The organism is Microbacterium sp. MPKO10 (genome assembly GCF_026107415.2).
Lineage (GTDB): Bacteria > Actinomycetota > Actinomycetes > Actinomycetales > Microbacteriaceae > Paramicrobacterium.
In genome coordinates, this window is sequence record NZ_JAPCHX010000005.1 from 157,529 (window position 1) to 169,729 (window position 12,201).

A 12,201-nucleotide genomic window follows, 5' to 3' on the forward strand; every position below is an offset into this window, starting at 1 on the left:
AGTGCGGGTCAGGACTCGGGCTCCCACGGAACGCGCTCACCCTTATCGGCGGGCAGCAGCGGCACCACGACAACCGGGCGCGACTGCGTATGCGCCAGATGCGCCGCGACGGAGCCGCCGAGGAACTCCTGCAGCCCGGCGATGAACCCGGGCTCCCGCGTGCCGACGACGATCATGCTGGCGCCGATCTCATCGGCAATCGCGCCCAGGACTGCTGATGGCTGTCCGGCACCGACACGGGTCGACCACGACACGCCCTCGGCATCAGCGGCAACGCGCGCCCGCTCCTGCAGCCACGTGCTGTCTGACTCGTGATCGGCCGTCGGATCGGGGTCAAATGTGGTGAAGGCGACGGTGCCGTCCGACATGAACCCAGACGTGTACTGGGTGGTATCAACCCAGGCGAACACGACGTCTCTGCCAAACGCCTTCGCGAAGGCGACGCCCCTCTGCGGGACACTTTCCGGCTGCTCTCCGGTGACTCCGACAAGGACCGGACCGTTCTCGGGGTTCTGCATGATCTCGAACTCCTCTCGCCATTGCGAACAAGGCTTCTTTGCCTCCCTCTCAGCGTATCGCTCCTTCGCGGATTCTCCGCATATTCCACCGTCTGCATGTACCGATGCGCCGGAGTCCTCCGAGTGGTGCCGCAGGAGTCTCACAGGAGAGATCAAGATGGCTACATGCTAAACTCGGGGTTAGTCTTATCGTTCCCTGGTTAGTGCAACCGCGGACAGTTGACCTACTGTCCGAATACTGATTTTGTGAGGGGGTCTCGCATGGGGCGCGGCCGTCAAAAGGCAAAGCACACGAAGATCGCTCGTGAGCTCAAATCGTTCAGCCCAGAAGTTGATTACGACCAGCTCGAACGCGAGCTCGGTGGCAAAACTCACGACCCGTACGAAGACGAGGTCTCGAAGTGGTCAGAGTACGTCGATGACGTCCCGGAGGACCACAAGAAGCGGGCCTGACTCGGCGAGTCGCTCTGCCCCGTCGGGGCGTTGGTTTCTCGCGCGCCCGTTTCACGTTGCGCTCACGCCGCACTGCCGAGCAGGCTGACGTTCCCGTGAGGTACTCGACCGTCGCCGGGACCTCGCGGCCGAGCGACTCAGCTCCGCAGAGCCGAGCAGGTCGCAGCGGGACGCGCTGCGTGGTTGGGCTGCGCTGAGAGGTCAGGCTGAAGCGTCAGTCCGCTCCCCGTCATGACAGCTGTGTGCGCTCGATCCACTCGAGATACTCCGGTGTGACGCTGCCGGTGACATAGTCGCCGGTGAAGCAGCTCATCTCGAGGTCGGTGACGTCCGATCCCTCGATGATGGCTTCTTTCATATCGCTGACCTCTTGGTAGATCATGTGGTCTGCTCCGAGCACCTCACCGATCTCGGGGATCTTGCGATCGTGCGCGATCAGCTCGGCGCGGGTCGGCATGTTGATTCCATAGACATGCGGATGCCGCACCGGCGGCGCGGCTGAGGTGAAGGTCACCTTGTTTGCTCCAGCGGCTCGGGCCATCTCGATGATCTCCCGCGATGTCGTGCCGCGCACGATCGAGTCGTCGACGATCAGGATGTTCTTGCCCTTGAACTCGCTGCCCATGGCATTGAGCTTCTGTCTCACGCTCTTCTTGCGCTGCGCCTGGCCCGGCATGATGAAGGTTCTGCCGACGTACCGGTTCTTGTAGAACCCCTCGCGGTATTCGATGCCGAGCTTCTGCGCCACCTGCATGGCCGCGGGGCGCGACGAGTCCGGGATCGGCATCACCACATCGACATCGCCAAGCGGCATGTGCGTCGTGATGGTGTCGGCGAGCCGGTTGCCGAGCCGCAGCCGGGCGTCGTAGACCGAGATGCCGTTCATGATCGAGTCTGGGCGGGCCAGATACACGTACTCGAACGAGCACGGAACGAGGCGCGGCGCCTTCGCGCACTGGCGCGAATGCAGTTCGCCATTCGGGGTGATGAAGACGGCTTCTCCGGGTGCGATGTCGCGCACGACTTCGTACCCCGCGGCCTCAAGCACGAGCGATTCCGAGGCGACAACCCAGTCGTCTCCCACCATGCCGGTGGGGCGCCGGCCCAGCACGAGCGGGCGGATGCCGTACGGGTCACGGAACGCGAGCAGCCCGTGCCCGGCGATCATCGCGATTGCCGCATACGAACCGTCGACGCGCTCGTGCACCTGCTCGACGGCAGTGAAGATCTGATCGGGGTCGAGCTCCAGCCCGGAGATCTGGCTCTGCAGCTCGTTGGCGAGCACGTTGAGCAGCATCTCGGTGTCGCTCGTCGAGTTCACGTGCCGCCGGTCGACGTGGAAGAGGTCTTTGGCTAGCTCGCGGGTATTCGTGAGGTTTCCGTTGTGTACGAGAATGATCCCGTACGGCGCGTTCACGTAGAACGGCTGGGCCTCCTGCTCATTCGCCGCGTCACCCTTGGTGACGTAGCGCACGTGGCCGAGCCCGATGTTGCCGACGAGAGATCGCATGTCGCGCGTGCGGAATGCCTCACGCACCTGCCCACTCGCTTTCGAGATATGAAAACGTGCGCCTTCGGCCGTGGCGATCCCCGTGGAATCCTGCCCGCGGTGCTGCAGGAGGAGCAGGGCGTCGTAGATCTGCTGGTTGACGGGCTCCTGTGAGACCATTCCAACGATTCCGCACATGTCAGGAAGCTCCCGGTTGAGTCAAGTGTTCGGGGGTGGGTGTGTCAGTTCGCATAGTCTCCGACGAGACGCACGGCGCCGCCGTCCACGCCCTTCGCGCCCTTGTCGAAGCCGGTCAGATCCCGTTCGTTCGTATGCACCTCGCCGACCTGCCACGAGGCAATTCCTGCGGCGTCAAGATGCGAGATGACGGATGCTGCCTGAGCAGCATCGACGACGGCGAAGAAGCCGATGCCGAGGTTCCACGTTCCTTCGCTGTCTGTGAGCGCAGAGCCGGCCATGTCGCTGAGCACACGGAACACCGGAGCGGGTGACCACGTCGATCTGTCAACCTCGGCCCACGAGCCGCTCGGGAGTACACGCGCGAGATTCGCGGCGATTCCGCCGCCCGTCACGTGCGACAACGCGTGAATCGCGCCGGGAACCGCGTCGATGACGTCGAGAACGGGTGTCGTGTACAGCCGGGTGGGTTCGAGCAGGACGTCCCCGACCACTCCGCCGAGTTCGGCGGAGGTATCGGTATAGCTGATGTTCTGCTGCGCGAGGATGTGCCGCACGAGTGAGAAGCCATTCGAGTGCAGCCCGCTTGAGGCGAGTGCGATGATGGCGTCGCCGTCTTTCACCAGGTGTTCGCCAAGAACAGCATCCGCTTCGACGGCCCCCGTGGCCGCGCCCGCAACGTCATACTCGTCTGCGGCGATCAGACCCGGATGCTCGGCGGTCTCACCGCCGACGAGGGCGGTTCCCGTGGCCGAGCACGCCTCGGCGATACCCCGCACGATGTCGGCGATGCGCTCGGGAACGACCTTGCCGCAGGCGATGTAGTCGGTCATGAACAGCGGTTTCGCGCCCACGACGACGATGTCGTCGACGACCATGCCGACGAGGTCCTGCCCGATCGTGTCGTGCTTGTCGATCGCCTGCGCGATCGCGACCTTCGTGCCGACGCCATCCGTCGACGTCGCGAGAAGTGGTTTGCGAAACTCGGTGAGATACGAGACGTCGAAGAGCCCGGCGAAACCGCCGAAGCCGCCCTGCACCTGGGGGCCGTGTGTGGCCGAGACAGCTGATTTCATCAGGCTGACCGCGAGATCTCCTGCAGCGGTGTCGACTCCGGCTTCGCGATATGTCGCGGAACTGCTCACAGATTGTCCTCTTGCTCTGGTTTCGGGGATTCTGCCGACCCGGTTTCGGCCGACGGGGATGCTGCAGGGGTCGCTGCCTGCGGCTCACTGACACGCACATCAACCTTATCGACCTGGACGGTGTGCGTCTTCTTCCGGTTGCTGATATCGATGACCCAGGCGAGCAGCCCGAAGATCGCGATGCCGAGCGGAATGCAGATGAGGAGCAGGAATCCAAAGACTGTGCTCGGCGAGAAGTACACCTCGCCTGCGGCGGGATCGATCTCTTCTGGGGAACGCTGGAAGGCGAACGTGAGAATCATGGCGGCGATGAGGCCGGCGATGACTCCGATGAGCAGAAACGTTTGGTATTTGGGGGCGCGGCGCACGGCGACGGAGTGCGAAGAGGCCGTCTCGGTGGGTGCGGCGGCCTCTGCAGACACTGCTGCTTCTGCAGGCTCAGCAGCGTCTGCGGGCGCGGCTGCCTCCGCAGACTCAGGTGGTGTCGCTGACGCGACACGCTCGGCCTGCGGCTCGCTGGATTGAGAAGATTCGGGGCGCTCGGACGCATCGCCCGGAGTGGTGCTCATGCCTTCTATTGTCGCGCATGAAGCTGTGTGCGTTTCACACGGCCAGTGCGCGAATCGGCACGACGTGTATCCGACCGTCGCGCTCGAACACATCGATCGGGGTGCCGTACACGGCAGACAGCAGTCCGCGTGCGCAGACGTTGTGCACCGGGCCGGCGGCCTCGACCCGCCCGCGGTGCATCAGCACGAGGTCGTCAGCGTAGGCGGCAGCGGCGTCGATATCGTGCACGACGATTCCCACGGCGGCGCCCGCGTCGGCCAGAGACCGTGCGAGTGTGAGCGTTGCCTCAGCGTGTGCGATGTCCATCGCCGCCGTCGGCTCGTCAAGTAGCAGGATGCTGCCCGGCCCCACGGGCGTCGCCTGCGCCATGGTTCGCGCGAAGGCCACGAGCTGCCGTTCGCCGCCGGACAGCGTTGTGACTTCACGATCGGCGAGCGGCAGAAGCCCCGTGGGCTCCAGTACGTCCCGTGCAATGCGTTCGGAGCGCGCCGGACTGTCGCCCCACGCCGTGCGTCCCATCATGACGACTTCACGCACGGTGAACGCGAAGGCCACAGCCGTGTCCTGAGGCATGACGGCGCGCTGCCGAGCGGCGCGTCGCGGTGAGATGCGGCGAAGGTCGCGCCCGGCGATCGTGACCGCACCAGCATCCGGTTTCACCGTTCCCGCGGCAACGCCCAGGAGTGTCGACTTCCCTGCTCCGTTGGGCCCGATGATCGCCGTGACACGACCGGGGTTCAGCGTGAGCGAGACGCCGTCGAGAATCGTCTGCTTCTCGATCGTGACGTGTACATCGCTGATCTGAAGTGTCGCGGTCATGCGCGTGCCCCCTGACCGCGCAGCGTGCGCCGCAGAAGAATGAGGAACAGCGGCCCGCCGACGACCGCCGTGAAGATGCCGATCGGAAGGTCGGCGAACGGCACGATCGTGCGCGCAGCGATATCGGCGGCGCCCAGCAGAACGGCGCCGCCGAGCGCTGATAGTGGCACAAGAGCGCGGTGCGATGGCCCCACGGCCAGCCGGATGGCGTGGGGGACGATCAGGCCGACAAATGCGATAACACCGCCGAAGGCGACGGCCGTTCCGGTGAGCAGGCACGAGAGCAGAATCGCTCCCACGCGCAGCCATTCCACGCGAACACCGCTTGACGCCGCTGAAGAATCTCCGAGTGCCAAGACGTCCAGCTGCGTGCGAATCAGCAGGCAGCCGGTGAATCCAACGGCGAAGACCCCCGCGGTCACGGCGACGCTCCCCCACGAGGCTCCCGAGAGCGTGCCGAGCTGCCAGAAGATCACCTGCTCGCGGGACGACGCGTCACCGAGAAAAATGAGGAAGCTCGTCACAGCGCTTGCGACGGCGTTGATCGCGATACCGGCGAGCACGAGCGTGAGAACTGCAGCTTTTCCACCCGCGCGCGAGAGCGACCAGACGAGAAGTGTGACGACAAGCGCACCAGCGAATGCGGCGACGGGCAGAGCCCAGGATGCTGTGAGAGTCACGCCCGTCACGATGACGAGCGTTGCGCCGACAGACGCTCCCGAGTTGACGCCGACGATGCTCGGCTCGGCGAGCGGATTGGCGAAGACCCCTTGCATGACGGCGCCGGCGACGGCCAGGCAGGCTCCGGCGATGAGCGCCAGAAGCGCCCGGGGGAAGCGGATCGACCAGAGCACGGCATCGAGCTGCACCGTTGCGTCGTCTGTACGGCCGAGCACTCCACGCACCAGGGACCCGACAACGTCGCCCGGACCAGCAGCATACTGTCCGGTGCCCGCGGTCAGCAGTGCGACGGTGCCGGCTGCGATCGAGAGGATGATCGTGGTGACGATGATGCGTGCCGCTCGCCGGTTCCGGCCGACTGCTCGAGAACCGGTGGCCGAACTGTCGACCGTTGAGACATCGGTCGGCGGCACAGCGGGTGACGTCGTTCTGGGAGTCAGTGCCCCCGATCTCGTGGGCTCAAGACGTGTCATGCCGCTGCTGTATAGATCGCACGGGCCAGGGCGATCAGGCTCTGCGGAGTCCGCGGCCCGTACGACAGCAACTGGCTGTCCGGCGCTGTGACGATGCGTTCGTGAGACCCCGCCGTCGTCTCGGACACTCCCGCGCGGTCCAGCAACCCGTCGATGCCGCCCGTCGACTCGACGCCCTGTTTCATCGCGAGGATGATCTCGGGGTCCAGCGTGACGAGTGCTTCAGCGTTCGCCGGCTTCAGGTCGGTGATGCCGTTCTCCAACGCCACATCTTCGAGGCCGAGCGCCGCGAGGATGTCTGCGGCCCCGTAGTCCTCTCCGAGGATGAAGAAGATGCCGGCGGTCCCCCGCACATACAGTACGGCAGCTCGCGGCGGACGCGGTGTCTCTGCACGGAGAGCATCGATCTCGTCCTGAGCGGCCGCCAGTTCTTCCGTCGTGTGCTCAGCGAGCTGTTCGGCGGCATCGGGAACGCCCAGCGCCGCCCCTACGTCGGCGATCGCACCCGCGATCGCGTCGATGTGCGGCACCTGCTCGAAACGCACGACGGTGACGCCCGCATCTTCGAGCTGTGCGTAGTTCTTGTCGCTTCCGATCGTCGTGTTGGTGAGCACGAGATCGGGATTCAGGTTCAGGACGGCTTCGACGTTGAGGTCGTGGCCGTTCTTTGTGACGACGGGCAGGTCGCTGAGGAGAGCCTGAAGATCTGAGTTGGCGCGTCCCACCAGGCGGTCGTGGAGTCCCAGACCGATCACGGTATCCGTGAGTGTTCCGTAGAGGTCAAGCGCGAGTACACGGTCGGCGCTCGAGACAGTCACCTCTGTGCCGTTCACATCGGTGACCGTGGCGGGCAGCGACGGATCGGCGTCCGTCACGACGGGCTCCATGTCGGCAATGACGGGCGCCCCACGGGGCCCTGTCAGCTCGAGCGCGTTGACAGCATCCGGAGACGCCGTCTGGGTCGACGATGTCGGTGACCCGGTTTTTGGTGCTGCTGCTCCGGGTTGTGCTGAGCATGCGGCCGTGAGGACGGTCACCGCAGCAAGGACAACGGCGAGCGCTGCGCGGCTCTTCCTGTATTTCACCTGGTTCCTACCTTCGTGAACGGGGAGGGAGGTGGGCCGGGGCGGGCGTCATCGTGACGTCCGCCCCGGCCGCAGATTCCCCCTGCGTCAGCATCCTGATGCGTCAGCATTCTGTGGGTCAGCGCTGTCAGCGCCGGGCGACGAGGAGGCGTCGAGCGACGAACAGAGTCAGCAGGAAGCCGAATCCGAGCACGCCCCACCCGGCGCCGGCCGGAACCTCGGTGTCAGCTGCCGCCATGACGCCGCCCGTGTTCACCGCGGGGCCGCCCGTGTACGGTGTGCCGTCCGGGTTGACCCGGTTGCCGTTCTCGTCGTAGCAGACCTGCTCGGTCGACGAATTACGCGCGCCAGAGAACGATACGGTCAGCGAATCCATGGCTTGACCGGCGTCGTAGAAGCCGGCGAACGCCTTGGCTCCAGCAGCGGTCAGGGTCGTCGAGGCCGTGCCTCCGCTGGCAGAGAGTGACGAGAAGCTCAGGTTTGCGAACGTGATTCCGCTGCCGCCGACGTTGTTGCCGTCCATATCCTTCGACGCCACGTCAGCGATGAGGGTACCCGCGTTCGAACCGGTCGCCGTGACGCGCAGATTTGAGATCGTCGTATTCAGGATCCCGTCGTGTCCCGTGAAGTGCACAGAGCCGGGGAAGCTCACGGTGCCCTGTCCCGCGTCGCTGATCGAGCCCGAGCCGGAACCCCAGAGGAATCCGCCACCGGTGCGAGACGCGCCGTTCGACGTCGATACCGAGCCGTTGGCAATGCCACCCTCGATGTAGCTGACGAATGACGACTTCACGCCCCATGACAGCTGCGGAGTGCCGGCACGACCGGCGACGTTCTCGACGGTGCAGGTGATCTGCGGCTTCTTCTGAGCCGCCGGGGTCTCCGTGCCCGGTGTGCTGGTGCCCGGCGCGCCCTGGCTCTGATCGCCTGACGAGTCATCCGAGGCTCCGTCATCGCCCGGCTTCTCGTCACCGGGCTGCTCGCCACCGGTCTCGCCGCCGCTCTCATCCGAGAAGAGCGCGTTGCGCTGGTCTGCGGTGAGTGCGACGGGGATCGTGTCGATGAGCGTCTCATCGGTGATCGTCCCGTGGGCGGACCAGATGACCACCTCGTACTCGGCATCCGCGTCGAGAGCGTCGGGCTCAACAGTCAGGCTCTGCGAGAACTCGCCGTCGGTGAGCGTGACGAATTCGGATGCTGCCGGGCTGGACGGGTCCGCGTTGATGTCGTCATTGCTCACTGTGGTCGCATCGCGGATCGCCACGTAGATGCCTGCGGCCCGCCCGGAGGTGGGAAGCGGCAGATCAACGTATCCCGTGCCGGTCACGTTGACCGTCAGGCCGGCGTCGGCCGAGACATCGGTGACCGCCACGTCGGTGGTCAGCTCAGCACCGGGATCTGGCTCCTCCGGTGCCGGCTTCTCGGGCACGACCTCGATGGGCAGTGTAAACGTGACGGGGTCGAGGACTTCACCCGGATTGTAGAAGCCGCCGAACGCTGCCGCGCCCTCGTCCGTCAGCGTGGCGGGCGCTCCCGTCCAGGTCAGCGAGTCCTCGTCGAACGTTGTGCTCGCGGCGGACAGATCGAGATTCGCCACCGTCACGTCATCGAGGTGATACTCGGGTCCAACGGTTGTGGTGTCGACGAACTCGCGCCCGGTGACGTCGAGTCGCAGCTCTGCCGTCGTCGCAGACGTCACGACGATATGCGGGTCGAGAAACTGCAGGTCGAGGGCATAGCCGGCGTCCATCGGGTGCGATTGAAAGTGGATGCCGTTGCCCGTACCGAACTCGACATCGGCCGTCGTGCCGTCTGGCGCTGCCGTGCCGCTCCCCCCGTTCCACGTGATTGCGCCAGTATCGCCTTCCTGCGTCGCCGTGCCGAGAAGCGTGCTCTTTCCCTCGAACATCTCGAAGTTATAGATGTAGTTCCGGAATGAGGCTTTCACCCCCCACGTGAGACTCGCGTTCGAGACGGTCGCGTCTTCTGCGGCGCTGGCGGCATCGGTCGGGGCGAAGAACGTCCCACCGACGACAAGACCAGCGGCGGTCAGAGCTGACGCTGTCAGCAGTGCGGCGCCACGCCGCAGCCGACCGGAGAGCTGTGATTCCACGGTTGTGCTCCTGTATTGAGGTGTAAAAGGAAGATGATCACTAATTAAGCACAGCCTTACCTTATTAAGGCTAGGCTTGCTTTAATGAGGCTAGCCTCACCAACACAGATTTCACAAGAGCTTTTTCCGGAGGATCCTCGTGCCCGACTCGTCACGAAGAACGCCGAACACGTGGCGCCGGTGGCTGACCACGTCGCTCGTCGCCGTCGCCGCCGCGGCCTTGATCATCACCGGAACCACGATGGTGACGACCTCCCCGGAAGGCGCAACAGATCTGGAGGGCAACGCCGTCGAACTCGATCCGGGCACGACACCTGACCCCGCGATTCTCGAGAAGATGAACCCCGTTGATGACGTCGGCGACCGTTTCGTCGTTCCTTCGGTGGGGCTGAATGTGCCGCTCGGGTCGCTCACGATGGTGGACGGGGACATCACCCCACCGGGCTTCACCTCCGCCTACACCGTGCGCAACCTCGGTGTCTCCCCCGACGACGCGTCAGAGGGCACGGTCTTTGTCGTCATGCACTCCCTGCGGGGTGGCGGCGTCGGCCCGGGAAACGCCCTCATCGATGTCGATGCCGAGCGCGCCAGCGTCGAACCCGGAGCTCAGGTCAGCATTGGCGAGCTGACCTACACGATCACGGGAGACATGGCGATCACGAAAGCCGCAATCCAGAGTGAGGCGTCCGTCTGGAAGAACACCTCGGGCCGCCTCATCATTGTGACGTGCCTTCAGCGTCCGGAGGGCGGACCTTCCCACGAGAACATCGTGATCACCGCACAGCTGAATCCCTGAGTCGCCCGCCCCTCAGCGGTGCCCAGTCAACCATCGCTGCACGATCCAACTGCGGCAACAACCGCGACTCTGGAGCACACCGGCAATACCCGTCCGTCGCTCCATCGCGCGCGAGCAGACAGCCTCCGCTCAGCTGCGCACGCGCAGCACGGGCAGACGACCGGTGAGGTCGGCACGGCTCCCGGATGCTGTCACGGATGCGGTGTCGACAGCATCCGCCCACGCCAGTGACCCTGTCGCGAGAGCGAGCCATGTCTCGGCGTCGGTCTCGATCACGTTGGGAGGCGTCCCGCGCGTGTGCTTCGGCCCCTCGATGCACTGGGTCGCGCCGAACGGTGGAACCCGCACTTCGACCGTGTTGCCGGGAAAGCGTTCGGCGAGCAGCTGAAGCGTGAATCGCACGGCCGTCGCGATGTCGTCGCGCGATGCGGCCTCGCGAACAGCACTGTCAACGGCAGGAATTCCGATGTCATCGGCGATGCGTGCTCGAGCCATACCCATAGGCTAGTACTCGTGAAGATTCTTGTGCTGGGGTCTGGCGCCCGCGAACACGCCATCATCCTGTCGCTTCTGGCCGAGGACGCTGGCCACGACATCATCGCTGCGCCTGGCAATGCCGGCATCGCACGGGATGTCGCGACAGCATCCTTCGACATCAACGACCCCGTGATCGTGGCGAATGTCGCGATCGAGCAGGCTGTTGACCTCGTCGTGATCGGGCCAGAGGCCCCGCTTGTCGCCGGTGTCGCCGATGAGCTCCGCGAGCAGGGTATTCCCGTTTTCGGGCCGGGTAAGGCCGCCGCGCAGCTTGAAGGCTCCAAGACCTTTGCTAAGCGCGTGATGGATGCTGCCGGGGTGCCCACCGGCCGCGCACAGCGTGCAGCGACCATCGCCGAGGCCGAAGCAGCGCTCGACGCGTTCGGGGCACCGTACGTGGTGAAGGCGGATGGACTCGCCGCGGGCAAGGGCGTACTCGTCACGACGGATCGGGATGCTGCCCTCGATCATGTGCGCACGTATCTGCCCCGTGGCAGCATCCTTGTCGAGGAGTTCCTCGACGGTCACGAGGTTTCGTTGTTCCTCCTCAGCGATGGGCATCGTGTGCTTCCGCTCTCTCCCGCGCAGGACTACAAGCGGCTGGGCGATGGTGATGCGGGACCCAATACCGGCGGAATGGGCGCGTATTCGCCACTTCCGTGGCTCGACGAGACGTTTGGCACTGAGGATGCGTTTGTCGACGAGGTGATCCGCACGATCGCGCAGCCGGTCATCAGTCAGCTTGCCGAGGACCAGACGCCGTTCATCGGTCTGCTGTACGCGGGGCTGATCCTGACCGACAAGCGAGAAAGCGCCGACGATTCGGGAATCCGCGTCATCGAGTTCAATGCGCGGTTCGGCGACCCTGAGACCCAGGTGGTCCTCCCCCGACTGGCAACGCCGCTCTCGTCCCTGCTCTACGCAGCGGCGACCGGCACGCTTGACGAGGCCGACCGACCGGAGTTCGGCATGACGACGGCAGTGACCGTCGTCATCGCGAGTGAGAACTATCCGGCAACGCCGATCACCGGCCGTGAGATCACCGGCCTTGACGAGGCTGGAGACGTTGAGGGGGTCCACATCGCTCATGCGGCAACGGCCACGACCGACGGTGTGCGGCTGACAGCATCCGGTGGTCGTGTGCTCAATGTTGTGGCGCTCGGCACCACCGCAGCTGAGGCGAGGGAACGCGCTTACGATGCGATCGGCCGGATCGGACTCGAGGGAATGCAGTACCGGTCGGACATCGCGGAGCGTGTCGCCACGAACTGAGCTCACGTGGCAACGCGCTGAGCGGGAGCGTCACCACACGCAGAGACTCGGG

Annotated in this window: 12 protein-coding genes; 3 read left to right on the forward strand and 9 right to left on the reverse strand. The window is 65.1% G+C overall.

Annotated features, from left to right (window positions below; all coding sequences use genetic code 11):
* Positions 1-8 precede the first annotated feature (8 nt).
* Positions 9-518, reverse strand: a complete 510-nt coding sequence (locus tag OK352_RS11760; protein ID WP_265141675.1) for a universal stress protein — start codon at positions 516-518, stop codon at positions 9-11.
* A gap of 261 nt (positions 519-779) precedes the next feature.
* On the opposite strand from OK352_RS11760, the gene OK352_RS11765 reads away from it, so the two are divergent.
* Entirely contained in the window at positions 780-971 is a 192-nt protein-coding gene (locus OK352_RS11765; RefSeq protein ID WP_265141676.1) for a DUF3073 domain-containing protein, read from the forward strand.
* 229 nt (positions 972-1,200) lie between these two features.
* Here OK352_RS11765 and purF read toward each other — a convergent pair whose 3' ends face one another.
* The 7 genes from purF to OK352_RS11800 form a co-directional block, all read right to left on the reverse strand.
* Positions 1,201-2,658, reverse strand: coding sequence for an amidophosphoribosyltransferase (gene purF, locus OK352_RS11770; RefSeq protein WP_265141677.1), 1,458 nt, complete (start codon positions 2,656-2,658; stop codon positions 1,201-1,203).
* A gap of 44 nt (positions 2,659-2,702) precedes the next feature.
* Positions 2,703-3,803 carry a phosphoribosylformylglycinamidine cyclo-ligase gene (gene purM / locus OK352_RS11775; protein WP_265141678.1) on the reverse strand — a complete coding sequence of 367 codons (1,101 nt, stop codon included), beginning with the start codon at positions 3,801-3,803 and terminating at the stop codon, positions 2,703-2,705.
* Positions 3,800-4,372, reverse strand: coding sequence for a cell division FtsX domain-containing protein (locus tag OK352_RS11780; RefSeq protein ID WP_265141679.1), 573 nt, complete (start codon positions 4,370-4,372; stop codon positions 3,800-3,802). The genes purM and OK352_RS11780 overlap by 4 nt, the downstream gene beginning before the upstream one ends.
* A 34-nt stretch (positions 4,373-4,406) precedes the next feature.
* Positions 4,407-5,192, reverse strand: coding sequence for a heme ABC transporter ATP-binding protein (locus OK352_RS11785; RefSeq protein WP_265141680.1), 786 nt, complete (start codon positions 5,190-5,192; stop codon positions 4,407-4,409).
* A complete protein-coding gene (locus tag OK352_RS11790) occupies positions 5,189-6,346 on the reverse strand; it encodes a FecCD family ABC transporter permease (protein WP_265141681.1) in 1,158 nt (385 codons plus the stop codon). The genes OK352_RS11785 and OK352_RS11790 overlap by 4 nt, the downstream gene beginning before the upstream one ends.
* Positions 6,343-7,431, reverse strand: a complete 1,089-nt coding sequence (locus OK352_RS11795) for an ABC transporter substrate-binding protein (RefSeq protein ID WP_265141682.1) — start codon at positions 7,429-7,431, stop codon at positions 6,343-6,345. The genes OK352_RS11790 and OK352_RS11795 overlap by 4 nt, the downstream gene beginning before the upstream one ends.
* 127 nt (positions 7,432-7,558) lie before the next feature.
* The gene (locus OK352_RS11800; protein ID WP_265141683.1) at positions 7,559-9,544 is read right to left on the reverse strand and encodes an HtaA domain-containing protein; all 1,986 of its coding nucleotides are present in this window, start codon (positions 9,542-9,544) and stop codon (positions 7,559-7,561) included.
* 139 nt (positions 9,545-9,683) lie between these two features.
* Between OK352_RS11800 and OK352_RS11805 the strand changes: the two genes are divergently transcribed.
* Positions 9,684-10,340 (forward strand): sortase family protein, encoded by a 657-nt coding sequence (locus OK352_RS11805; RefSeq protein WP_265141684.1) that lies wholly within the window; start codon positions 9,684-9,686, stop codon positions 10,338-10,340.
* Positions 10,341-10,469: 129 nt separating this feature from the next.
* Here the strand turns inward: OK352_RS11805 and OK352_RS11810 are convergent, their stop codons facing one another.
* Complete coding sequence (locus OK352_RS11810) at positions 10,470-10,835, reverse strand: sterol carrier family protein (protein ID WP_265141685.1); 366 nt, start codon at positions 10,833-10,835, stop codon at positions 10,470-10,472.
* Positions 10,836-10,853: 18 nt separating this feature from the next.
* Here OK352_RS11810 and purD point away from each other — a divergent pair, with 18 nt between their 5' ends.
* Positions 10,854-12,149, forward strand: a complete 1,296-nt coding sequence (gene purD, locus OK352_RS11815) for a phosphoribosylamine--glycine ligase (protein WP_265141686.1) — start codon at positions 10,854-10,856, stop codon at positions 12,147-12,149.
* Positions 12,150-12,201 lie beyond the last annotated feature (52 nt).

What these genes read in the sequence shown, in the direction of transcription:
- OK352_RS11760 (WP_265141675.1), bottom strand. Translation starts at nt 518, where the DNA reads ATGCAGAACCCCGAGAACGGTCCGGTCCTTGTCGGAGTCACCGGAGAG.
- OK352_RS11765 (WP_265141676.1), top strand. Translation starts at nt 780, where the DNA reads ATGGGGCGCGGCCGTCAAAAGGCAAAGCACACGAAGATCGCTCGTGAG.
- purF (WP_265141677.1), bottom strand. Translation starts at nt 2,658, where the DNA reads ATGTGCGGAATCGTTGGAATGGTCTCACAGGAGCCCGTCAACCAGCAG.
- OK352_RS11780 (WP_265141679.1), bottom strand. Translation starts at nt 4,372, where the DNA reads ATGAGCACCACTCCGGGCGATGCGTCCGAGCGCCCCGAATCTTCTCAA.
- OK352_RS11785 (WP_265141680.1), bottom strand. Translation starts at nt 5,192, where the DNA reads ATGACCGCGACACTTCAGATCAGCGATGTACACGTCACGATCGAGAAG.
- OK352_RS11790 (WP_265141681.1), bottom strand. Translation starts at nt 6,346, where the DNA reads ATGACACGTCTTGAGCCCACGAGATCGGGGGCACTGACTCCCAGAACG.
- OK352_RS11810 (WP_265141685.1), bottom strand. Translation starts at nt 10,835, where the DNA reads ATGGCTCGAGCACGCATCGCCGATGACATCGGAATTCCTGCCGTTGAC.